Origin of the sequence: Verrucosispora sp. WMMA2044, from assembly GCF_027497155.1 — a bacterium.
Taxonomy (GTDB): domain Bacteria; phylum Actinomycetota; class Actinomycetes; order Mycobacteriales; family Micromonosporaceae; genus Micromonospora; species Micromonospora palythoicola.
Genome location: NZ_CP114913.1, coordinates 1,160,097 through 1,182,647 on the forward strand (window position 1 = coordinate 1,160,097; position 22,551 = coordinate 1,182,647).

23 protein-coding genes are annotated in these 22,551 nt (G+C 72.7%); 13 read left to right on the forward strand and 10 right to left on the reverse strand.

Going from position 1 to position 22,551, the window contains the following annotated elements; all coding sequences use genetic code 11:
• Positions 1-31: 31 nt before the first annotated feature.
• From O3597_RS05355 to O3597_RS05380, 6 genes are all read left to right on the forward strand, one after another.
• Positions 32-526, forward strand: a complete 495-nt coding sequence (locus tag O3597_RS05355) for a pyridoxamine 5'-phosphate oxidase family protein (RefSeq protein ID WP_164449222.1) — start codon at positions 32-34, stop codon at positions 524-526.
• 156 nt (positions 527-682) lie between these two features.
• The gene (locus tag O3597_RS05360; RefSeq protein WP_093401195.1) at positions 683-1,711 is read left to right on the forward strand and encodes a 6-phosphofructokinase; all 1,029 of its coding nucleotides are present in this window, start codon (positions 683-685) and stop codon (positions 1,709-1,711) included.
• 70 nt (positions 1,712-1,781) lie between these two features.
• Positions 1,782-2,600 (forward strand): pyrroline-5-carboxylate reductase, encoded by an 819-nt coding sequence (gene proC, locus O3597_RS05365; protein ID WP_164449221.1) that lies wholly within the window; start codon positions 1,782-1,784, stop codon positions 2,598-2,600.
• A 65-nt stretch (positions 2,601-2,665) separates the two neighbouring features.
• Complete coding sequence (locus O3597_RS05370; protein ID WP_166459029.1) at positions 2,666-3,046, forward strand: DUF2203 domain-containing protein; 381 nt, start codon at positions 2,666-2,668, stop codon at positions 3,044-3,046.
• 191 nt (positions 3,047-3,237) lie between these two features.
• The gene (locus O3597_RS05375) at positions 3,238-3,717 is read left to right on the forward strand and encodes a GNAT family N-acetyltransferase (protein ID WP_281603405.1); all 480 of its coding nucleotides are present in this window, start codon (positions 3,238-3,240) and stop codon (positions 3,715-3,717) included.
• The gene (locus O3597_RS05380; RefSeq protein ID WP_164449219.1) at positions 3,717-4,283 is read left to right on the forward strand and encodes a GNAT family protein; all 567 of its coding nucleotides are present in this window, start codon (positions 3,717-3,719) and stop codon (positions 4,281-4,283) included. The genes O3597_RS05375 and O3597_RS05380 overlap by 1 nt, the downstream gene beginning before the upstream one ends.
• 244 nt (positions 4,284-4,527) lie before the next feature.
• Here O3597_RS05380 and O3597_RS05385 read toward each other — a convergent pair whose 3' ends face one another.
• The gene (locus O3597_RS05385; protein ID WP_164449218.1) at positions 4,528-5,016 is read right to left on the reverse strand and encodes a glutathione peroxidase; all 489 of its coding nucleotides are present in this window, start codon (positions 5,014-5,016) and stop codon (positions 4,528-4,530) included.
• A gap of 202 nt (positions 5,017-5,218) precedes the next feature.
• Between O3597_RS05385 and O3597_RS05390 the strand changes: the two genes are divergently transcribed.
• The 4 genes from O3597_RS05390 to O3597_RS05405 all read left to right on the forward strand — a co-directional run bounded on the left by O3597_RS05390 (position 5,219) and on the right by O3597_RS05405 (position 10,046).
• Entirely contained in the window at positions 5,219-6,847 is a 1,629-nt protein-coding gene (locus O3597_RS05390; protein WP_281603406.1) for a glycosyl hydrolase family 18 protein, read from the forward strand.
• A gap of 155 nt (positions 6,848-7,002) precedes the next feature.
• Positions 7,003-7,485: a hypothetical protein gene (locus O3597_RS05395; RefSeq protein ID WP_281603407.1), complete on the forward strand. Its 483-nt coding sequence runs from the start codon at positions 7,003-7,005 to the stop codon at positions 7,483-7,485.
• Between the two features lie 87 nt (positions 7,486-7,572).
• Positions 7,573-8,979 (forward strand): 3-deoxy-7-phosphoheptulonate synthase class II, encoded by a 1,407-nt coding sequence (locus O3597_RS05400; RefSeq protein WP_164449216.1) that lies wholly within the window; start codon positions 7,573-7,575, stop codon positions 8,977-8,979.
• A gap of 38 nt (positions 8,980-9,017) precedes the next feature.
• Positions 9,018-10,046 (forward strand): GntG family PLP-dependent aldolase, encoded by a 1,029-nt coding sequence (locus tag O3597_RS05405; protein ID WP_281603408.1) that lies wholly within the window; start codon positions 9,018-9,020, stop codon positions 10,044-10,046.
• A 109-nt stretch (positions 10,047-10,155) separates the two neighbouring features.
• Here the strand turns inward: O3597_RS05405 and O3597_RS05410 are convergent, their stop codons facing one another.
• Both O3597_RS05410 and pknB read right to left on the reverse strand, forming a co-directional pair.
• Positions 10,156-11,034: a deoxyribonuclease IV gene (locus O3597_RS05410; protein ID WP_281603409.1), complete on the reverse strand. Its 879-nt coding sequence runs from the start codon at positions 11,032-11,034 to the stop codon at positions 10,156-10,158.
• The gene (pknB, locus tag O3597_RS05415; protein WP_164449213.1) at positions 11,034-13,022 is read right to left on the reverse strand and encodes a Stk1 family PASTA domain-containing Ser/Thr kinase; all 1,989 of its coding nucleotides are present in this window, start codon (positions 13,020-13,022) and stop codon (positions 11,034-11,036) included. Before pknB ends, O3597_RS05410 begins: the two co-directional genes overlap by 1 nt.
• Positions 13,023-13,188: 166 nt before the next feature.
• Here pknB and O3597_RS05420 point away from each other — a divergent pair, with 166 nt between their 5' ends.
• The gene (locus O3597_RS05420; protein WP_164449212.1) at positions 13,189-13,572 is read left to right on the forward strand and encodes an Rv2175c family DNA-binding protein; all 384 of its coding nucleotides are present in this window, start codon (positions 13,189-13,191) and stop codon (positions 13,570-13,572) included.
• Positions 13,573-13,655: 83 nt separating this feature from the next.
• Here the strand turns inward: O3597_RS05420 and O3597_RS05425 are convergent, their stop codons facing one another.
• Entirely contained in the window at positions 13,656-14,738 is a 1,083-nt protein-coding gene (locus O3597_RS05425) for a polyprenyl synthetase family protein (RefSeq protein ID WP_164449211.1), read from the reverse strand.
• A 621-nt stretch (positions 14,739-15,359) separates the two neighbouring features.
• Here O3597_RS05425 and metF point away from each other — a divergent pair.
• A complete protein-coding gene (gene metF, locus O3597_RS05430; protein WP_281603410.1) occupies positions 15,360-16,277 on the forward strand; it encodes a methylenetetrahydrofolate reductase [NAD(P)H] in 918 nt (305 codons plus the stop codon).
• A gap of 43 nt (positions 16,278-16,320) precedes the next feature.
• A complete protein-coding gene (locus O3597_RS05435) occupies positions 16,321-17,010 on the forward strand; it encodes a CDP-alcohol phosphatidyltransferase family protein (protein ID WP_164449209.1) in 690 nt (229 codons plus the stop codon).
• A 1-nt stretch (position 17,011) separates the two neighbouring features.
• On the opposite strand, the gene crtI is transcribed toward O3597_RS05435, so the two are convergent.
• The 6 genes from crtI to O3597_RS05465 all read right to left on the reverse strand — a co-directional run bounded on the left by crtI (position 17,012) and on the right by O3597_RS05465 (position 22,376).
• A complete protein-coding gene (gene crtI / locus O3597_RS05440) occupies positions 17,012-18,499 on the reverse strand; it encodes a phytoene desaturase family protein (RefSeq protein WP_281603411.1) in 1,488 nt (495 codons plus the stop codon).
• An 18-nt stretch (positions 18,500-18,517) separates the two neighbouring features.
• On the reverse strand, positions 18,518-19,645 hold the full coding sequence (locus O3597_RS05445) for a glycosyltransferase family A protein (protein WP_281603412.1): 1,128 nt from the start codon (positions 19,643-19,645) through the stop codon (positions 18,518-18,520).
• Positions 19,642-20,481 (reverse strand): carotenoid biosynthesis protein, encoded by an 840-nt coding sequence (locus O3597_RS05450; RefSeq protein ID WP_281603413.1) that lies wholly within the window; start codon positions 20,479-20,481, stop codon positions 19,642-19,644. Before O3597_RS05450 ends, O3597_RS05445 begins: the two co-directional genes overlap by 4 nt.
• Positions 20,478-21,071 carry a GNAT family N-acetyltransferase gene (locus tag O3597_RS05455; RefSeq protein WP_164449206.1) on the reverse strand — a complete coding sequence of 198 codons (594 nt, stop codon included), beginning with the start codon at positions 21,069-21,071 and terminating at the stop codon, positions 20,478-20,480. The genes O3597_RS05450 and O3597_RS05455 overlap by 4 nt, the downstream gene beginning before the upstream one ends.
• Entirely contained in the window at positions 21,068-21,811 is a 744-nt protein-coding gene (locus O3597_RS05460) for a monooxygenase (protein ID WP_281603414.1), read from the reverse strand. Before O3597_RS05460 ends, O3597_RS05455 begins: the two co-directional genes overlap by 4 nt.
• A 76-nt stretch (positions 21,812-21,887) precedes the next feature.
• Positions 21,888-22,376 (reverse strand): YbaK/EbsC family protein, encoded by a 489-nt coding sequence (locus O3597_RS05465; RefSeq protein WP_164449205.1) that lies wholly within the window; start codon positions 22,374-22,376, stop codon positions 21,888-21,890.
• Positions 22,377-22,551: the final 175 nt, after the last annotated feature.

Genomic DNA, 22,551 nt, shown 5'->3' on the forward strand with positions numbered 1-22,551 from the left:
CCGGCGTGGGCAGGCGCAGGGGAGTACCGACGTGAGCGGCGGGGTGATCGGCGGCGGGCAGGCCCGGGCCCGGATCACCGAGCTGATCCGGGCCGCGCGGATCGGCATCATGACCACGATCTCCCTCGACGGGCGGCTGGTGGGCCGGCCGATGGTCCTGCAACGGGCGGAGTTCGACGGGCAGTTGTGGTTCTTCGCGTACGCCGGCTCGGCGACCGTCCGCCAGGTGCGGGTGAACCCGGAGGTCGAGCTGGGCCTGTACGACCCGCGGGCGCAGGTCTGGGCCTCGATCACCGGCAGTGCCCGGGACGACCACGACCAGGCCCGCGCCGAACGACTGTGGCACCCCGGACTGGCCCCCTGGTTCCCGGACGGTCCGGCCACCGCCGGTCTCACGCTGGTCGGCGTGCACCCCACGGCCGCACGGTGCTGGGACGCCAGCGGTGAGCAGGTCGAGCTGATCGGCCCGGTGGGTGCCGCGCCGACCGGTGGGTCGCCGGCCGATCGCCGGGAGGACGGCTACTGACCGGTAGTGGGGCGCGGTGTGCGGCGTACCGGGCGGCGACTACAGTTCGTAGGGACGGCCCGCCCCGGGCCGGCAACGGTGCCGAGGTCCGCGCTGACACATATCCTGGGGCTTGATCGGGCTTGACCAGATGCTCCCCAGGAGGATGAGCAGATCATGCGTATCGGCGTGCTCACCGGCGGCGGCGACTGCCCGGGTCTCAACGCGGTCATCCGGGCGGTGGTCCGTAAGGGCGTCGCCAGCTACGGCCACGAGTTCGTGGGTTTCCAGGACGGTTGGAAGGGCCCACTGGAGGGGCTGTCCCGTCCGCTCGGCATCGCGGAGGTCCGCGGCATCCTGCCCCGTGGCGGCACGATCCTCGGCTCCTCCCGGACCAACCCCTTCAAGATCGAGAACGGCGTCGAGCGGATCAAGGACAACCTGGCCGCGCAGGGCGTCGACGCGCTCATCGCCATCGGCGGTGAGGACACCCTCGGCGTCGCCACCAAGCTCCACGAGCTGGGCGTCAACGTCATCGGCGTGCCGAAGACCATCGACAATGACCTCGGCGCGACCGACTACACGTTCGGGTTCGACACCGCCGTCAACATCGCCATGGAGGCGATCGACCGCCTGCACACCACCGCCGAGAGCCACCACCGCACCCTGGTGGTCGAGGTGATGGGCCGGCACGCCGGCTGGATCGCCCTGCACGCCGGCCTGGCCGGCGGCGCCAACGTGATCCTGCTCCCCGAGCGGAACTTCGACGTCGAGCAGGTCGCCGGCTACGTCGAGAAGCGCTTCCAGCACCAGTACGCCCCGATCGTCGTGGTCGCCGAGGGCGCCCAGCCGCTGGAGGGCCAGATGGTCCTGCAGAACCAGGAGCTGGACGCGTTCGGGCACGTGCGGCTCGGTGGCATCGGCCAGTGGCTGGCCGAGCAGCTGGAAGCCAAGACCGGCAAGGAGGCCCGCACCGTCGTGCTCGGCCACATCCAGCGCGGCGGCACCCCCACCGCGTTCGACCGGGTGCTCGCCACCCGGCTGGGCCTGCAGGCCATCGACGCCGCCCACGAGGGCGACTGGGGCAAGATGGTCGCGATGCAGAGCACGAACATCGTCCGCGTCCCGCTCGCCGACGCCACCGCCGAGTTGAAGACCGTGCCGCTGGAGCGGTACGCCGAGGCCGAGGTCTTCTTCGGTAGCTGATCGTCGCTCCGGCGTCGCGGTCCGGGCCTCGGGCCCGCCGCGACGCCGGCCCACGAAGGGGGTACGCCAGGTGTCAGCCGAGGTGCACACCGTCGCGGTGATCGGTGCGGGCAAGATCGGTGAGCTGGTGCTCTCCGGGCTGCTGCGGTCCGGCTGGCCGGCGGACCGGCTGCTGGCCACCGCCCGCCGCCCGGCCCGCGCCGAGGAACTGGCCGCCCGCTACGGCGTACGGGTGGTGGACAACCTCACCGCCGTGGACGAGGCCGAGGTGCTGGCCGTCGCGGTGAAACCGCAGGACGCCGCCGCGCTGCTGGACGAGATCGGCCCCAAGGTGCCAGCCGGCAAGCTGCTGGTCTCGCTCTGCGCCGGCCTGCCGAGCAGCTTCTTCAGCCGCCGGTTGCCCGAGGGCACCCCCGTGGTACGGGTGATGACCAACACCCCGGCGCTGGTGGACCAGGCGATGACCGCGATCTCGGCCGGCGCGCACGCCACCGGTGAGCACCTGGCGCTGGCCGAGGAGATGTTCAAGCCACTGGGCGCCACGATCCGGGTACCCGAGACCCAGCAGGACGCGGTGACCGCCCTGTCCGGTTCCGGCCCGGCCTACTTCTACCTGCTGGTCGAGGCGATGACCGACGCCGGCATCCTGCTCGGCCTGCCCCGCCAGGTGGCGCACGACCTGATCGTGCAGACCGCGATCGGCTCGGCGGTGATGCTGCGCGACTCCGGCGAGCACCCGGTCAAGCTGCGCGAGGCGGTCACCTCACCCGCCGGCACCACCATCTCGGCGATCCGCGAACTGGAGAACCACGGTGTCCGCGCCGCCCTGCTGGCCGCCCTGGAAGCCGCCCGCGACCGCGCCCGCGAACTGGCCACCCAAGCCGACTGACCAACCCTCTCTGGCGTTGATCATCAGGTTGGCGGCAGTAGTTGCGCTGGACTGCCGCCAACCTCATGATCAACCGGGTGGCGCATACTGGCGCGGTGTTCACTCTCGCCCAGGCCCGGCACCTGGTGGCAACCCTGCATCCCCGGATCGAGGAACTGATCCGGGTCCGGGCAGATCTGGCCGAGTTGCAGGCCGACCTGGCCGGCCACGGGCTCAGCGCGCTCGGTGGTCGGGCAGAGGTCAAGGGCCTGGAGGCCCGGCTGTACGCGGTCCTCGACGAGATCCAGCAGCACGGCATCGAGGTCAAGAGCGTGGCACCGGTGCTGCTCGACTTCCCGGGCGAGCGCGAGGGGCGACAGGTGCTCTGGTGCTGGCTGGAGGGGGACACCGACGTGCGCTGGTACCACCGCGCCGACTGCGGCTTCGCCGGCCGCCGCCCGATCTGACCCTGCCGTCGGCCGGTACCCGCAGCACTTGCCGTCGTGCCGACCCGATCGCTGCCGGGTACCTTCCACTCCGCCATGCGGGCCTGGCCCTCCTCGTCGACGATCCTCAGGCGTGCGGAGCCTCGGCCGGTAGCGGGCGGCAGGGGAGACGCCGGTCGGGGCCGAGACGCGAGGGCGGCTAGTCTCTGCCGGTGAGTGGAGTGCGGCGGGCGAGTGTGGACGACGCCCGGGAACTGGTCCGGCTGCGGGCGGTCATGTTGGGTGCGCTGGACGGCGCGCCGCCGGAGCCCGGCGAATGGCAGCACACCGCCCTGCGTACGCTCCGGCGGCAGCTGCCGGATCCGGAGGCCGACCTCGCCGCCTACGTGGTCGACGCGCCGGGCCGACCCGGGACGCTTGCCGCCTGTGCGGTCGGGGTGGTCGACCTGCGGCTCGGCGGGCCGGCGGATCCGAGCGGCCGGTCCGGGTACGTCTTCAACGTGGCGACCGATCCGGCGTACCGTCGTCGGGGTTTCTCGCGGGTCTGCCTGGGCGCGCTACTCGACTGGTTCGCCGAGCGCGGCGTACGCACGGTGGAGCTGAAGGCCAGCCCGGAGGGCGAGCCGCTCTACCGGGAGCTGGGCTTCCGTCCCACGTCGATGGCCGCGATGCGGCGGGACGGAGGAGTCTGATGTTCGCCACAGCGTTGGGTGAGGACGCCGAACTGCGGCCGCTGAACCCGTGGCACGCCGAGGAGTTCCTGGGCAATCTGGACCGGGCCCGGGAGCACATCGCGCCGTGGGTGTCGCCGTCCTTCGTGGCCACCGACCTCGACGGGGCGCGGCACGTGCTTCAGCGTTACGCCGACCGCTGGGCCCGCGACGACGGCGGCATCTGGGGTATCTGGTCGGGCGGCACCCTGGTCGGCGGGGTGCTGCTGGTGTCGCTCAACGCGGCGTCCGGGGTGTGCGAGGCGGGCTGCTGGCTGGAACCGGCCGCCGAGGGGCGAGGGCTGGTGACCCGGGCGGTGGAACGGCTCATCGACTGGGTGCTCGTCGAGCGCGGGCTGCACCGCGTCGAGTGGCGTACCAACGCCGGCAACGTGCGCAGCATCGCGGTGGCCCGTCGGTTGGGCATGCGCCGCGACGGTGTCCTGCGGGAGACGTTGCCGGGACCGCGGGGCCGCGTCGACCTGGAGATCTGGTCGGTGCTGGCACCCGAGTGGCGGGCCCGGCGCGCCGGCACCGGGTCGCACTGAGTCGAACGGCAGCTCGCCGGCAGGTGCCGGACCGCGGCCGGGCCAGCCGGCGTCCGCGAGCGCGGCGCGCAGCACGCCCACCGTCGCCATGCTGACCCCTCCACCGCGTTGACCCATCCCGAACCTACTCCGCCCCGCACTCTCCCCGCCCTCTTCGTCGATCATGCAGTTCGGGTCGGTCCATAAGGGTGCGAAAGCCCCGAAAGAACGACCACAACTGCATGATCGACGAGGCGGCAGCTGGTTACGCGGGGAGGTTCTTGTCGATGGTGGTGCGGAGGGTGGGGTCGTCGGGGGTGACGGTGGGGGCGAAGCGGGCGGCGACGGAGCCGTCGGGCGCGACGAGGAACTTCTCGAAGTTCCAGCGGACGTCACCGGCGTGCCCGTCGGCGTCGGCGGTGTCCACCAGGGCCGCGTACAGGGGGTGACGGTCGGGGCCGTTGACGTCGACCTTCTCCGTGATCGGGAACGTCACCCCGTAGTTGACCTGGCAGAACTCGCTGATCTCCGCCGCGTTGCCCGGTTCCTGGCCGGCGAACTGGTTGCACGGCACGCCGAGCACGGTCAGCCCGCGGTCGGCGTACTCGTCCTGCAGGGCCTGAAGGCCCGCGTACTGCGGGGTGAGGCCGCAGCGGGAGGCGACGTTGACGATCAGCAGGGCGCGTCCACGGTACTGGGCGAGGTCGGCCGGGCCGCCGGCGAGTGCGCCGATCGGAATGTCGAAGACGGTCATGCCCGGAGGCTACCGCCGCGCCGGTGCTCGCGGGCGCGGCGGGTGGGGTGAGGTTACCGAGTGGTATCCGACCCTCGGCCGGCGGTGACGTCGATCTGGCCGTCCGGGGCAATCGATACATGGACATCTTGACGAAGTGGTGGCGTGTGAGTAGCGTCTCCTCATCCTTTTGGAAAGTTTCCTAACTGTTTGGAGACGCCACATGAAGAGATCGCTTCGCCGGGCCCTCTGGGTCGGCGCCGTGGTCGCGGTGACCGTCGCCACGGTCCCGATGGCCTCGGCGTTCGGCGCCGGAAGCGTGACCACCTCGTTCACCCGGGTGTCGGAATGGGGAACGGGGCACGAAACGCGGGTCACCATCACCAACGGGTCGAACGCCAGCGTCAGCACCTGGCGTATCGAGTTCGAGCTGCCCTCGGGCACCAGCATCAGCAGCTCCTGGGACGCCGACGTCACCCGCAACGGCAACCGCTATGTGGCGGTCAAGAAGAGCTGGGCCGGTGCGCTGGCCCCGGGCGCCTCCTTCAGCTGGGGTTACAACGGCACCGGCGCGTACCGGGCGCCGCTGAACTGCACGATCAACGGCGCGTCGTGCGGCGGCGGCAGCACGCCGCCGACCACCACCGCACCGCCCACCACGACCCCACCCACGACCACGCCGCCGACGACCGCCCCGCCGACCACCCCGCCCCCGACCACCACGCCGCCGAACCCGGGCGCGCAGAAGGTGGTCGGCTACTTCGCCCAGTGGGGCGTCTACGCCCGCAACTACCACGTGCGGAACATCCACACCAGCGGCTCGGCGTCGAAGCTGACCCACATCCTGTACGCCTTCGGCAACACCACCGGCGGCCGGTGCACCATCGGCGACAGCTACGCCGACTACGAGAAGGCGTACACCGCCGCGGACAGCGTGGACGGCGTCGCCGACACCTGGGACCAGCCGCTGCGCGGCAGCTTCAACCAGCTGCGCAAGCTCAAGAAGATGTACCCGCACCTCAAGGTGATCTGGTCGTTCGGTGGCTGGACCTGGTCCGGCGGCTTCACCCAGGCCGCGCAGAACCCGACCGCCTTCGCCGAGAGCTGCTACAACCTGGTCGAGGACCCGCGCTGGGCGGACGTCTTCGACGGCATCGACATCGACTGGGAGTACCCCAACGCCTGCGGTCTGACCTGTGACGCCAGCGGCCCGAACGCGTTCAAGAACGTGGCGAGCGCACTGCGTGCCCGGTTCGGCTCGAACAACCTGGTCACCGCCGCGATCACCGCCGACGGCAGCAACGGCGGCAAGATCGACGCGACCGACTACGCCGGTGCCGCCACCCACCTCAACTGGATCATGCCGATGACGTACGACTACTTCGGCGCCTTCGCCCCGCAGGGCCCCACCGCTCCGCACTCGCCGCTGTACTCGTACTCCGGCATTCCGCAGCAGGGCTTCTGGTCCGACGCGGCGATCCAGAAGCTCAAGAGCAAGGGCATCCCGGCCAACAAGCTGCTGCTCGGCATCGGCTTCTACGGCCGGGGCTGGACCGGGGTCACCCAGTCCACGCCGGGCGGCACCGCGACCGGGCCGGCGCCGGGCACCTACGAGCAGGGCATCGAGGACTACAAGGTGCTCAAGAACACCTGCCCGGCCACCGGCACCGTCGGCGGCACGGCATACGCCAAGTGCGGCAGCAACTGGTGGAGCTACGACACCCCGTCGACCATCGGCGGCAAGATGACGTACGCCAGGAACCAGGGCCTCGGTGGCGCCTTCTTCTGGGAGCTCTCCGGTGACACCACCAACGGTGAGCTGATCAGCGCCATCAAGGGCGGCCTCGGCTGAGCCGACGGTCGACGCACCACCCACACGACGGGGAGGGGCCCCGCACCGGCCCCTCCCCGTCCGGCGTGTCCGGGGTCGATCCCGATGCCCGGACGGCGGTGTGACAGACTCGCCGCTCGACCGTGTCTCGATGTCCGCCATCGAGGGAGGTGACGATGCGGGCCACGTACCGACGTGCTGCGGGCACCGCCGCGCTGCTGGCCAGCCTGCCGTTCGCACTGGTCGGCTGTGGTTTCGTCGGCGGTGAGCCCGAGGCGGAGCAACCCGGACGGGCGCCGGCCGAGGAGGCCATGCTGAAGTCCCGCGAGCGGGTCCAGGCGTACCTGGACGCGATGGCGGCCAAGGACGTGGCGGCCGGTCGTAGTCAGCTCTGCGCGGTGCTGCACGAGGCGTTCGATGGCGCCGCCACCGAGCCGAACGGCGACTTCGCCGACCACTTCGAGGTGTCGAAGTCCGAGATCACCGACATCCGGCCCGGCCCGTCCGGGCAGGAGGTCAGCACCGCGGTCACGGTGACCGTCGGCAAGAAGAAGGCCACCCGTCCGCTGCTGTTCACCGTCACCCGCGACGGGCTCGACTGGTGCATCTCGGACGAACGGCCCGGCGGGCACAGTCCCGCCCCGGCACCCACGCCCTGACCTGCGCCACCGTCGAGGGTCGTCCATCTGCCGGAACCCGGCCCCTCGCCGGTCGCCCACCCGGCTGGTCGCCGTACGCTGAATACCATGCGCCATGAGTGGCATCAGTTGAGTCATCCCGCCGTGGGCAGCCCGGTGCTGCAGACCAGCCGCCCGACCATCGACTCCGCCGAGGACGAGGCTTTCGGCCTGGACCGCTGGCGGGAGCTGCCGCGCGCCCAGACCCCACCCTGGCCGGACGCGGCCCAGGTCGCCGAGGTCTGCAAGGTGCTCGACACCGTGCCGTCGGTGGTCGCCCCGTACGAGGTCGATCAGTTGCGCCAGCGCCTGGCGCTGGTCTGTGAGGGCAAGGCGTTCCTGCTCCAGGGCGGTGACTGCGCGGAGACGTTCGCGGACAACACCGAGAGCCACCTGCTGGCCAACGCCCGCACCCTGTTGCAGATGGCGATCGTGCTGACCTACGGCGCGTCGTTGCCGGTGGTGAAGGTGGCCCGGGTGGCCGGGCAGTACACCAAGCCCCGGTCGCTGCCGACCGACGCGCGGGGCCTGCCGGCCTACCGCGGCGACATGATCAACTCGCTGGAGACCACGCCGGAGGCGCGGGTCGCCGACCCGCAGCGCATGATCAGGGCGTACGCGAACTCGGCCGCCGCCATGAACATGTTGCGGGCCTACCTGGCCGGCGGGCTGGCCGACCTGCACGCGGTGCACGACTGGAACAAGGGTTTCGTGCGCAACTCCCCGGCCGGTGAGCGGTACGAGGCGATCGCCCGGGAGATCGACCGGGCCCTGGCGTTCATCCGCGCCTGCGGGATGACCGACGACGAGGCGTTGCGTACGGTCACCCTGTACTGCTCGCACGAGGCGCTCGCGCTGGAGTACGACCGGGCGTTGACCCGGGTCTCCGGTGGCCGGCCGTACGGGCTCTCCGGGCACTTCCTGTGGATCGGTGAGCGCACCCGGCAGATCGACGGCGCGCACATCGACTTCATCTCCCGCATCGCCAACCCGATCGGGGTCAAGCTCGGCCCGACCACCACTCCGGACGAGGCGATCGAGCTCTGCGAGAAACTGAACCCGGACAACGTCCCCGGCCGGCTCACCCTGATCAGCCGGATGGGCAACCACAAGGTCCGGGACGCGCTGCCGCCGATCGTGGCCAAGGTGAGCGCCGCCGGCGCCAAGGTGGTGTGGCAGTGCGACCCGATGCACGGCAACACCCACGAGTCGTCGAACGGCTACAAGACGCGCCACTTCGACCGGATCGTCGACGAGGTGCTCGGCTACTTCGAGGTGCACCGTGGCCTGGACACCCACCCGGGCGGTCTGCACGTCGAGCTGACCGGCGAGGACGTCACCGAGTGCCTCGGCGGTGCCCAGGGCATCGCCGACCTCGACCTGCCCGACCGCTACGAGACCGCCTGCGACCCCCGCCTGAACACCCAACAGTCACTGGAGCTGGCCTTCCTCGTCGCGGAGATGCTCCGTGGCTGAGCTTGCGAGCCCCGCAGTCGGCGGCCGGAGGGACGACAGTGGCTGATCTGATCGATCTGCGGTCGGACACGGTGACCCGGCCCACCGCCGCGATGCGGCAGGCGATGGCCGGTGCCGAGGTGGGTGACGACGTCTACGGCGAGGACCGGACGGTCAACGCCCTGGAGGCCGAGGTCGCCGCGATGTTCGGGCACGAGGCGGCGTTGTTCTGCCCGAGCGGGTCGATGGCCAACCAGATCGCCCTGCAACTGCTGGTGTCGCCCGGCGCGGAGCTGCTCTGCGACGCCGACGCGCACGTGGTCACGTACGAGATGGGAGCCGCCGCCGCGTACGGTGGCGTCACCTCGCGGACCTGGCCGCCGGTGGGCGCCGAGCTCGACGCGGATGTGGTGGCCGCCATGGTGCGTCCGGACGGCTACTGGGCGGTGCCCACCCGGGCGATCGCGGTGGAGCAGACCCACAACCGCGGCGGCGGCGGGGTGATTCCCCTGGACACGCTGCGTGAGCTGCGTCGGATCGCCGACGCCGGGCAGCTGGCGCTGCACTGCGACGGTGCTCGGATCTGGCACGCCCACGTCGCCGACGGGGTGCCCCTGGCCAGCTACGGCGCGTTGTTCGACACCCTGTCGGTCTGCCTGTCCAAGGGGCTCGGCGCGCCGGTGGGTTCACTTGTCGTCGGCTCCGCCGACCGGATCGGGCGGGGCCGGGTGATCCGCAAGCGGATGGGCGGTGGGATGCGCCAGGCCGGCATCCTGGCCGCCGCCGGCCGGTACGCGCTGGCCCACCACATCGACCGGCTGGCGGACGACCACGCGAAGGCGGCTCGGCTGGCGGAGGCGATCGCCCCGTTCGGGGTGCTGGCCACCACGGTACGCACCAACATCGTTCCGCTGGACCTGACGAAGGCCCCGCTGGACGCGCCCACGCTGGCCGCCGCCGCCCGCGCCGAGGGCGTACTGATCTCGGTGCTCGGTCCCCGCACTGCCCGCCTGGTCACCCACCTGGACGTCACCGACACCCAGATCGACCAGGCCGCCACCACCCTCACCCACATCCTCCGCCGCTAACCCCGCCTCCCGCCCCTACCCGCCACCTCCGTTGATCATGAGGTTAGCGGCGATCTCGATCTCCGCTAGTGCCGCCAACCTCATGATCAACGGGGCGCGGGGGTGGGCATCAGGGGGAGGGGAGGAGGCGGCGGAGGGTGGTTATGTCGGTGGCGTGGCCCTCGTGGCGTTCGGTGGGGGTCTCGACGACGATCGGGACGCCGGCGGTGACGGGATGACGCATCAGCTCGGCGAAGGCGGGTTCGCCGATCATGCCCTTGCCGATGTTCTCGTGCCGGTCCCGGGTGGAACCGCACAGGTCCTTGGAGTCGTTCGCGTGCACCAGCCGGAGCCGGTCCGCCCCGACGGCGGTCACCAGGGCGTCCAGCGTGGCGGTCATCCCGCCCTCGACGGCCAGGTCGTGCCCGGCGGCCCAGGCGTGGCAGGTGTCGAAACAGACTCCGAGTTGCGGATGCCGATCCACCGCGTCGAGGTACGGCCCGAGCTGCTCCACCCGGCAGGCCAGTGACCGGCCACCGCCGGCGCTCGGCTCGACCAGCAGCATCGGGCCGCCCGCGTCGGCGGTCGAGTCGAGCAGCGGCAGCAGCGACTCGCGTACCTGCCGCATGGCCGCTTCGGCGTGCCCGGCGTCCACCGCACTGCCGGCGTGGAAGACCACCCCACGTGCGCCGATCGCGGCACCTCGGCGTAGCGCGTGCGCCAGGCTCTGGGCCGACCGCTCGACAGTTGCCGCGGTCGGTGAGCCGAGGTTGACCAGCAACGAGGCGTGGATGTAGACGGCGACGCCGCGTTCGGCGCAGCCGTCGCGGAACAGCGCGTCCTGCGTCGGATCGCCGGCCGGCATCGCCCAGCCCCGGGAGTTGCCGACGTAGACCTGCGCCACCTCGGAGCCGGCCGCGTCGACGTACGGCAGTGCCGCCCTGGCCAGCCCACCCGAGGTGGGCGTGTGCGAACCGATCGGCCGGTGCCCGGGATCCGGTGCCGGCATCAGAAGCACCCGATGGTGATCTGGGTACCCGGGGCGACCTGGGCGTTCTCGTTCGGGTTCTGGAACCGGGTGACGGCGTTCGGGTTGAACTGCACCGCCACCGGGAAGCCCTGGCTCTCCAGCACCTGCTTGGCCTGCTGGCAGGGCAGGTCGACGACGCGCGGCACGGTCACCAGCGGGGGCCCCTCGCTTACCTCCAGCCGGATCTGGGCACCCTTCTCCACGCCGCCACCGGCGGCCGGGCTCTGGCCGATCACCTCGTCACGCGGCTTGTCGGACTCCTTGCGCGTCGGCTCCACCAGCACCAGGCCGAGCTGCGCGATCTGGTTACGGGCGTCGTTGAGGTTCTTGCCCACCAGGTTCGGCACGGTGATCGGGGCCCGGCCCTTACTGAGGATCAGGGTGATCTCGTCGCCCGGCTTGACCTCCTCGCCCGCCTTCGGGTCGGTGGCCACCACGATGCCCTCGGGCAGGCTGTCGTCGTACCGGGCGGTGCCCTTGACCACCTCGAGTTGGGCGCTGACCAGGTCGGCCTCGGCCAGGTCGAACTCCTTGCCGACCACGTCCGGCAACTCGAAGCGTTCCGGCCCGAGCGACAGGGTGAGGGTGATGGTGCCGCCCTTGAGGATCCGGGCGGACGCGGCGGGATCCTGTCCCAGCACCCCGTCGCGGGGGATCTGGTCGTCGTACCGCGGGTCGGCGTAGACCACCTCGAAGCCGGCCTGGGTGGCCTGTGCCTCCGCCTCCGCCTTGCTCATGCTGACCAGCTGCGGCGCCGTGGTGTACCGGCCGACGCCGAACCACCAGCCGCCGAGCGCGGCCACCAACCCGAGCACCACGACCACGGCCGCCACGCCGAGACGTCCGCCGCCCTGGCCGGTCAGCCGGGCGCCGAGCCCGGCCAGTCGGGCCCACAGATCGTCGCCACCGCCCGGCGTCGCCCGGCGTCGACCACGAGCGGGTGAGCCGCCTTCCGGCAGGCGGGCCCAGGTCGGTCGCTCGGGCGGACGTACCGGCGCGACCATCATCGTCGGCTGCGACACCGCCGGGCCGTCGGTCACCGGGGCGATCCGGGCGGTGTGGCTGTTCGGACTGCCGAGCCCGTCCCGGGCCACCTGCACCTCGGCCAGCAGCGTGCCGGCGTCGCCCGGGCGGGCCGCCGGGTCACGACGGGTGGCGCGGGCGACCAGATCGTCGAGCACCCTCGGCAGGCTGGGCACCAGCGTCGACGGTGCGGGAACGTCGCGGTCGACGTGCTGCCAGGCGATGTCGATCGGCCGGTCGCCGTCGTACGGCACCCGGCCGGTGAGCATCTCGAACAACACGATGCCCGTCGAATAGACGTCGGTGCGGGCGTCGGCCCGGCCGTCGGTGACCAGTTCCGGAGCGACGTACGCCACGGTGGCCATCAGCTGGTTTCCGCTGTCGTGGTCGGTGCTCGCCTCGACGGCCCGGGCCAGCCCGAAGTCGGTCACCTTGACCACACTGTCGACGAGGTTGGCCGGACCGCCGCTGGGCGCCTCGGCGACCAGCACGTTCTCCGGTTTCACGTCGCGGTGCACCAGGCCGGCCCGGTGGGCGGCGCCGATGGCCGCGAGCATCTGCTCGGTGATGGCCAGCGCCTCGTCCGGGTTGAGTCGGCGCCGCTCGGCCAGCACCTCGCGCAGGGTACGGCCGCGGACGTACTCCATGACCAGGTACGGCCGCCCGGCGTGGGTGCCCTGGTCGTAGACCGCCACCACGTTCGGGTGGGTGAGCCGGGCGATCGTCTTCGCCTCGTCGGTGAACCGGTCGACGAAGCTGGGTCGACCCGACTGCCCGGGGGATCCCTGGGTGGAGTGAATGATCTTGACTGCGACGGTGCGTTCGAGGCGCTCGTCGGTGGCGGTGTACACGGTCGCCATGCCGCCACGGGCCACGCGACCGCGGATGCGGTAGCGCCCGTCGATCAGCGAGCCCAGCAACGTGTCGGCGACCTGTGTGTCCATCGGCAGGCAGTCTATGTGTCGGAGGGACGAAGGTTGAACCGGATGCTACCGGCAGCCACCCCCTAGCGGGTCCGACGCGCGCACAGGGTGATGGTTGCCCCAGCTCAGGGTGGTCGCCGGGAGGTCGTTGACCGGGTACGGGGGGTGGCGTGGCAGGGTGGTGCGCGTGACCGAATCCGTACCCGCCGAGGGCGGCGTGCCCCTGGCCGGTCCCGCCGACGCGGCGGGCTGGCTGACCCTGCCGGACGTCGCCGAGCGGCTCGACCTGTCGATCAGCAAGGTGCACCAGATGATCCGGGACCGGGAACTGATCGCGGTGCGCCGTGACGGTGTCCGCCAAATCCCGGCCGACCTGGTGGCGAACCGGACCGTGCTCAAACACCTGCCGGGTGTGCTCACCCTGCTGGCCGACGCCGGTTACGACGACGAGGCCGCGCTGCGCTGGCTCTACGAGCCCGACGGCACGTTGGCCGGTGGCACCCCCGCGACCGCCCTCGGTGGTGACCAGGCCCGTGAGGTCAAGCGCCGGGCTCAGGCCCTGGGCTTCTGACTCACCGGCCGCCAGGCTCCTGCGGGCTGCGGGCTGCGGGCTGCGGGCTGCGGGCTCGGGAGCGCTGAGCCACCCCGGGTGGGTCAGTCGGCGCGGCGGGTGGCGGCGATGGCCAGGTCCACCAGGGCCTGCCGGGCCTCGGTGTCCAGGTCGACGGCGGTGAGCGCGGCGAGCGCCGCGTCGGTGAGCGTGACGATGCGCTGCTCGGTACGGGCCAGCGCGCCGGTGTCGACGATCAGTTCCCGCAGCCGGGCCACCCCGGTGGCGTCCAGGTCCTCGTCGCCGAGGCCACCGAGCAGCAGCGTGCGGCCGGCGTCGTCGGCCACCTCCAGGGCCGCCGCCACCAGGTAGGTCCGCTTGCCCTCGCGCAGGTCGTCGCCGGCCGGTTTGCCGGTCTGCGCCGGGTCACCGAAGACACCCAGCACGTCGTCGCGCAGCTGAAAAGCCTCACCCAAGGGCAGGCCGTACGCCGAGTAGGCGATGCGTACGTCGGCGGGGGCGTCGGCCAGCGCCGCGCCGATCAGCAGTGGCCGTTCCACGGTGTACTTGGCCGACTTGTACCTGGCCACCTTGCCGGCCCGTTCCAGCGAGGTGTCGCCGGTGGCCTGGGTCAGCACGTCGAGGTACTGCCCGATGGTGACCTCGGTGCGCATCTCGTCGAAGTCCGGCCGGGCCCGGGCCACCGTCCGGGGGTCGAGCCCGGCGGAGTGCAGCAGTTCGTCGGACCAGACCAGGCACAGGTCGCCGAGCAGGATCGCCGCGGCGTCACCGAAGCCGTCCGGGTCGCCGCCCCAGCCGGCGTGGCGGTGCCGGGTGGCGAACCGCCGGTGCACGGCGGGCTCACCGCGTCGGGTGTCCGAGCGGTCCATCAGGTCGTCGTGGATCAGTGCGCTGGCCTGCACGAACTCGAGCGCGGCGAGGGCGGTCACCACCGGGTCGGTGTCCACCCCACCGGCACCCCGGTAGCCCCAGTAGGCGAAGGCCGGTCGCAGCCGCTTGCCGCCACCCAGCACGAACGCCTCGATCGCTTCGGCGACCGGCACCAGGGCGTCGTCGACGTCGGTCATCCAGGCGCGACGCCCGGCGAGGAAGTCCGACAGCGCCTTGTCGACCCGCTGGCGCAGGCTGGCACGGTCGACGGGAGAGACGGGAGCAGCATGGGTCACGTCCCGACGCTAGTGGGTCGAGGTGCACCGCGACGACCCACCCGTCCTCCGGCGCGTCGTGTTCGTCGCTGGTCGCGGCCCGGCCGGTCCGGGGCTGCGCCGTGCCGGGCGTGGCGATCCGCCGGGCCCGGGTGCGCCCCCCGGCACCGCGAGGATCCGGACCAGCCAGCCGCGCCAGAAGCGTCCCGGCACGCGCACCCCTCGCTCCCAGCGGGAGATCTCGTGCCGGCTGAGCGTGCACACTCCGGCGGCGGCGCAGAGTTCGGCGGCGAGCCGGGACTGGCTCCACCCTCGGGCGCGCCGTGACCGGGCCACCAGCGGGCCGAGGGCGGGCCGAGCAGGGGTGAGCGGGGGCGGGGACATTGATCCTCCGGCGGGTCGGCGGGGCGACGGCCCGACCCCACCCGATCGGGGCGGTGCCGGTACGCACTGTCTGCTGCTGACCCCCGCGCGGCCCCCGGGTGGGCTCTCGACCACACCCCGCGCAGGTCGGAAGGGTAGTCCGGCGGTGCGACATTTTCCGCGCCGGCCGCACGGGGACGCCCGCGCCCACGCGCAGCCGCCGTCTCCACCGCTGGGAAGCCGGTAGGAGTGTTCGGCCCGGCCCGCTACAGTCGGTGCGTGGCGCTCGGTCTTCCCTCCGTCCTCCCGAATTCGCAACCGGCGATCGGGGAGCTGGTCCGCGACTGCCAGCCGACCTTCTCCTTCGAGTTCATGCCCCCGAAGACGGAGCAGGGCGAGCGACAGTTGTGGCAGGCCATCCGCGAGCTGGAGCCGTTGCGCCCCTCCTTCGTCTCGATCACCTACGGTGCCGGCGGCTCCACCCGGGACACCACGGTCGCGGTCACCGAACGGATCGCCACCGAGACCACCCTGCTGCCGATGGCCCACCTGACCGCGGTCAACCACTCCGTCGCCGAGTTGCGGCACGTGATCGGCCGGCTGGCCGGCGTCGGGGTGCGCAACGTGCTGGTGGTTCGCGGCGACCCGCCAGGCGACCCCACCGGCGAATGGATCCCGCACCCCGACGGTGTGCATTACGCCGAGGATCTCGTCCGCCTGGTCCGGCACTCCGGCGACTTCAGCGTCGGCGTCGCCGCCTTCCCCTACCGGCATCCGCGCTCGCCGGACATCGACACCGACACCGACTACTTCATCCGTAAGTGCCGGGCCGGCGCGGACTTCGCGATCACCCAGATGTTCTTCGACGCCGACGAATACCTTCGGCTGCGTGACCGGGTGGCCGCCGCCGGCTGTGACACCCCGATCCTGGCCGGGGTGATGCCGGTGACCCGGATCGGCACCATCGAGCGTTCCGTGCAGCTGTCCGGGGCGCCCTTCCCGCCGGCGCTCGCCGCGCGGTTCGAGCGGGTCGCCGACGATCCGGAGGCGGTCCGCCGGCTCGGCATCGAGCAGACCAGCGAGATGTGTCGCCGGCTGCTCGACGAGGGAGTCCCGGGGATCCACTTCATCACCTTCAACCGGTCCACCGCGACCCGGGAGATCTGGCAGAACCTGCGGGTGGGCGCCGCGACGTGACACCCGGCGCGCGACACCTCGGCGCTGTCGCGACGGTTGAACCGTGGTGGGCAGACAGCTGAACTGGAACGAGTACGCCACGGCGTGGGCCCGGCTGCACGGCGGGTTCGATCCCCGGGCCGCCACTCCGGTGGTGCGTGGCTGGCTGCGCTTCTCCTACCACGTGGGGTTCCTGCTGGGCCGGCTACGGGTCGGCCCGACCGCGGTCACGGTGGTCGGGGTGCTGCTCTGCCTCTGCGTACCACTGCTCGCGGTCCGGCCCGGCGACGGGCCGTTCCTGGGGGCGCTGTTCGTGCTGCTCGCCTCGGTGGCCGACAGCGTCGACGGTGCGGTCGCCGTGGCCACCGGCCGCACCACCCGGCTCGGCTACGTCTACGACTCGCTCGCCGACCGGATCGGCGAGGCCGCGTGGCTGGTGGCGTTCTGGCTGGTCGGCGCGCCGGGAGCGTTGGTCGCCGCGGGCGGTGCGCTCTCCTGGCTGCACGAGTACGTCCGGGCCCGCGCGGTCGCCGCCGGCATGCGGGAGATCGGCGCGGTCACCGTGGGGGAACGGCCCACCCGGGTCTGCGTGGCCGTGGCGGGGCTGCTGCTGGCCGGCCTGAGCGGGCTGGTCGAGGTGGACCTGGCCGCGGGCACCATCACGATGGCGACCGCGGTGTGGGTGCTGCTCGCGGCCTTCGGGCTGGGACAGCTGCTCTCCGCCGTGCGCCGGGCACTCATCGACGCCGGCTGAGCTACCAGGCGGGGCCGATCGCGTCGGCGACGATCTGCGCGGACAGGGTCACCATCGGCAGGCCACCGCCGGGATGGCTGGAGCCGCCGACCAGCCACAGGCCCCGGGCCGGTCCCCGGTTCGCCGGCCGGAGCAGGCCACCGGCGGTGCCGTAGATGGTGCCGCCCGGTGCGCCGGTGGCGGTGGCCAGATCGGCGGGGGTACGCACGTCGCGGAACACCAGCCGGTCGCGTACGTCCACGCCGCGTTCGGCCAGCGCGTCCAGGATCCGGTCGGCGTACGCCTGGGCCAGCCCCGGCCGGCGCCAGTCGATCGCCCCCGACGCGGTGCCCTGACGGGCGGCGTTGACCAGCACGAACCACGCCTCGTGCCCGGCCGGACGGACCGCCGGATCGTTCGCCACGGTGACGAAGACCGTCGGGTCGACGGCCGGGCGGGCCCGTACCCCCCGTCCCGGGTCACCGAAGACCGCGTCGAACTCGGCGTCGTAGTCGGTGGGGAAGAAGACGTTGTGGTGGGCCAGTCCGGAGTCGCCGCGTACGCCGAGCAGCAGCACGAATCCGGCCAGGCTGCGGTCGGTGAGCCCGGCCAGCCGGCGCGCGTCGGGCAGCAGGTCACGGTAGACGTTGAGCGCGTCGACGTTGGCCACCACCACGTCGGCGGGGATCGGGGTGGTCGAACCGGCGACGCGTACCCCGTGCACCCGACCGCCCACCGCGTCGATCCGGGTGACCGTGGTGCCGGTGCGCACCACCACCCCCAGGTCCAGGCAGCGGGACAGCAGCGCGTCGGCGAGGGTGCCCAGGCCGCCGCGCAGATACCAGCCGCCGAAGGCCAGCTCCGCGTAGGGAACCGCGACCAGTGCCGCGGGTGCCCGGCGCGGGTCGGCACCGGTGTAGGTGGCGTACCGGTCCAGCAGCATCCGCAGTCGCGGGTCGGAGATCAGGGTGCGACCCAGCCCGCGCAGGCTCTGGCCGGGTCGGATCGCGGCCAGGTCGCCCAACCGCCAGGCGAGCCGGGCCAGGTCGCGGGGCGAGTCGACGCGGCGGCGCAGGATGTCGCGTTCCGAGGCCCGCCACACCCGGGCGGCGCGCCGCCACAACCGCTGCCAGTCGGCGGCGGCCCGGTCGCCGAGGGCCGCGCCGATCCGGGCGGTGAACTCGGCCGGGTCGGCGCAGGAGTCGAGCACCGGGCCGCCACCGGAAAAGACGTGCCGCACGATCGGGTCCAGCGGCACCAGGTCGAGATACTCGTCGAGTTTCGCCCCGGTCGCCTCGAACAGCTCCTGGAAGACCTCGGGCAGGGTCAGCAGGCTGGGGCCGGTGTCGAAGTGGAACGCGCCCTCGGGGGTGTCCCGGCGGTGCCGGCCGAGTTTGCCGCCCACCTCCTCGGCGCGTTCGAGAACGGTCACCTGGTGCCCGGTGACGGCCAGCCGAGCCGCGGTGGCCAACCCACCCACCCCGGCACCGATCACCACGATCCGCGCCATGCCGCGTCCTCCCGGGCCCTATCCGACCGGACGGCCACGCCAGGACAGACGTCGCCGCTTGCGCAGATGGTACGACCGCAGGGTCAGCCAACCGAGGACCGCGACCGACACGGGATGGCCCAGCGCGTCGGGCCAGGCACGGCCGCCGGTGGCCCGGGCGCTGACCACCCGCCCGGCCACCCCCGCCAGGTACGCGCCGACGGCGATCCCGGCCACCGTCGGCGCACCGGCGAGCAGCGCCGCGCCGGCCACCAGCGGTGGTGCGGTGTAGAGCGCCAGCAGCACGGTCAGCACCACGGCCGCGGCACCCGGGTGCCCGAACGAGGCCCACAGCGACTTGGTGTAGCCGTCGCGCAGCTGCGGCCAGTCCTCGTACATCCGGCAGCTGGCCAGCCGGGAACCGTCGGCGAGGGCGATCCGGCCGCCGGCCCGCTTCACCGCCCGGGCCAGCTCGATGTCCTCCAGCACCCGGTCGGCGACTGCCGCGTGCCCACCGGCCCGCAGGTAACCGGCCCGGTCCACGACCAGGAACTGTCCGCCGGCCGCGGCCAGCGACGGCCGTGGCGAACGCTCCATCGCCCGCAGCGGCAGGAAGGTCAGCCACAGCCACTGCAACAGCGGCTGCACCAGCCGGTCGGCCATCGTCCGCACCACGATCCGTGGGTACGGCGACAGCAGCGTCGCCCCGGCGGCGCGCAGTTCGGTGACCGCCACCGCCACGGCGTACGGTTCGAGCACCACGTCGGCGTCCACGAAGACCAGTGCGGTGACCGGCTCCTCGACCCGGGTGGCCAGCTGCCAGCAGGCGTGCGGCTTGCCCAGCCAGCCCGGCGGGGGGTTCACCCCGGTCAGCAGGGTGACCCGGGGGTCGTCGGCGACGACCGCGCGGACCACCTCGGCGGTGCCGTCGCCCGAGCCGTCGTCGAGCACCACGACACGCAGCCCGGGCACTCCCCGCTGGGCGAGCAGGGCACGCAGGCACGGGGTCACCCGGTCGGCCTCGTCGCGTAGCGGCAGCAGCACCGCCACCGGCTCGGTGACCTCCACCGGCCGGTCGGCCGGCCGGCGCAGCCAACGGCCGGCGTTGACCACGGTGTGCGCGGTCAGCACGGTGACGCCGAGCAACAGGACCAGCGCGACGGTCATGCCGCCACGTCGACCGGGGAGCGTGGCGAACCGGTGTCCCGGTCGTGGGTCCGTCGGGCCCGCAGCAGGGTGACGGCCAGCGGTACGGCGACCACCGCCATGCCGACCGCACCCCACACCGCCGAGGCGGGCAGGTCGAGGAAGACGGCGTGGGCGAGCACACTGGAGCCGTACGTCCACAGGTAGAGCGCGTACATCGGATGGTCGCTGGCGTCGGTGGTGGCCACGGTGGGCCCGGCGAGCGGACGCAGCGCGGTCATCATCAGCACCGCGAACAGCAGCCAGCCCAGGTAGTTGCTGATCGGGATGCCGGGCAGCCCGGGCAGGGCCGGCGTGGCGTCCCGCCACACCCAGTGCCCCTCGGCCACCATCTGCGGATCGAGGAAGAGGTCCCAGGCGGCCAACCCGACGGTGGCCAACGCGATCCGGCCCGGCCAACGCCACCGACCGGTCGACCCGCCGGTGAGCCGGGTGGCCGCCAACCAGGCCGGCCAGGCCATCCAGGTCCAGGCCAGCGGGATGATCAGCGGTACGCCGGCCAGCTTCGGGCCGAGCTGGCCGGAGTAGTCGTAGCTGCCGAACGGGAAGCCGGTGGCCACGCCGAGCGCCTCGATGGCGAACCCGCCGCCGGTGGCCACCGCGACCAGCGCCACCGCCGTCCGTGGCCCCCGGGTGGCCAGGGCGTGCCCCACCGAGAGCAGGTAGCCGAGCACGACCGTGGCCACGGTCAGCCGGGCCCGGGTGACCCCGCCGGTCAGCGGGTAGCAGATCTGCGCCAGTACCAGCAGGGCCAACAGCGTCCAGGCGTAGCCGCGGGCCGACGAGCGTGCGGTCATGAGCGGACCGGTGGTGGGGTCGGCACCGACGGCGGTGGTGTCGATCCCGGCACGGGCAGCGGCAGATCCCGCCCGAGTACCCCGAACGGGCGCTCGTCGCCGGGGAAACGGAAGTCGCGCAGCACGTCGACGAAACCGAACCGGCGGTACAGCCGCCAGGCGCGCGAGGTCTGTTCGTCGGCCTCCGGAGTGGACAGCAGGGTGGTGGCGTTCTCGGTCATGGTGAGCAGGGCGCGCAGTTGCCCGGCGCCCAGCCCGTGCCCCTGGGCCGCTGGCCGCACGTGCAGCTCGACCACCTCGAAGCAGTCGGCCAGCCAGCGCCGCCGGGTGGGCTGGTCCAGTGCCCGCCAGACCTGGTCGTGCCACCACTGACCGGCTGCGCCGACGTAGCCGTACCCGAATCCGGCCAGGTGACCGGAGCTGGTGAGGCTGGCCACGGCGCGGAAGCCGGGTCGACGTACGTGGGTGGCGATGTAGCCGCGGCGGGCCTCCAGCAGGTCGGCGCGGTAACCCATCGCCTCGCCGTAGACGGCCACCACGTCGTCCAGCCGCCGGAGGAGATCGTCCGGCGTCCACCGCACCAACCTCATGCCCGTTCACCCTTCGCCGGGTCACCGTCGTCGGTGACCCACCCCAGTACCGTCCGGTCGCCGACCACGTCCCGCACCTCGAATCGGGCGAAGAGTTCCTCCGCGTACCACCGCTGGGTCTCCGTCCGGGTGATCGCGGCCCGGTGCTCCGGGTGACGGTACGCGAACGCCACGAGATCCGCCGCGTCACGCCACACGCTCACCGTGCCCTGCCAGCCCAGCGGCGCCTCGCCGACGCCGAAGCGGGCCAGCAGCCCCGGCGCGGCGTGCAGGGCCGCGGCCACCGGCGGGACCGCCCGCCAGAACGTGAGTGCCCGGGTCGGGCGCAGCCGGGCCCGGGTCAGCGCCAGCACCGGGCCGGTGACCCGGCCGCCGGCGGGCTCACCGAACGGCCGCCGGCCGGACCATTCACCCCGACTGGTCAGTGGCCGCAGGTCGAGCCGGACGCCCGCGCGGGCGAGACCGGACCAGGCCCGCGCCACCGGCGAGTCGGCGAACCGGGCGGCCGCGGCGGGGGAGTCCCAGACCGTCAACGCCGCCCAGCGGGTCAGGTCCGCGTCGCCGGGTCCGAAGCCGGTGCCGGTCCCGGTGCCGAGCAGCTTGCCGAACCGTACGCCGGGCAGGGCCCGCAGCCGGCGCGGGTCGACCGCCATCCGGGTCAGCGCCCGGCCCACGGCGGTCGGCGCGATCCGCCACACGTGCAGGGTGACCAGCTCGGGGACGCTCTCCGGGTGCCTCACGCCGCCACCTCGCCGCGCTCGCCGCCGGCGCGAGGCACCACTGTGCTGTGCCTGATGGTTCGCTCGCTTCGCTCGTTCACGCCACGTCGGTCGGGGTCCCGCCGGTGACCCGGAGCAGTTCGGCGTACGTGGTGGGGAAGACCGCCTGCGGTACGCCGCCGGCGGCCCAGATCTCGTCGTACTTGTCCAGGGCGGTGTCGACGAGCGTGCGCAGCGGCTGCGGGTGACCCACCGGGGCGACCCCGCCGATCACCTGTCCGGTGTGTTCCTTGACGAACTGTGGGGTGGCCCGGCGCAGCCGGGTGACGGCGAGCCGGGTGGCCAGCGCGGCGGTGTCCACCCGGTGCGCGCCGGAGGTGAGCACCAGCAGCGGGGTGCCGTCGGCGTCGAAGACGAGCGAGTTGGCGATGGCGCCGACGTCGACGCCGAGCGCCTCGGCGGCGGCCGCGGCGGTGTGCACGGCGTCGGGCAGCAGGCGGACCGTGGCGGGCGCGTCGGAGCCGTTCCGGGCGTTCGCGGCGTCGAGAGCGCCCTGCACCGCCCGGACGTTCGGGTGTGACTGCATGCCGCCATTCTTCCCGGTACGCGGTGCGCCCGCGCCACCGGCCAAGTTGGGGTGCGTCGTGCGTTGCGTTTTCGTCGGGGGGAGGGTGTACTGTCAGCAGTAGTTAGAACGAGTGTTCGATTGCCTCGAACGTTCGTTCCAACCCTCTCGGGGGCGGGTGTTTCGCGGCACCGGC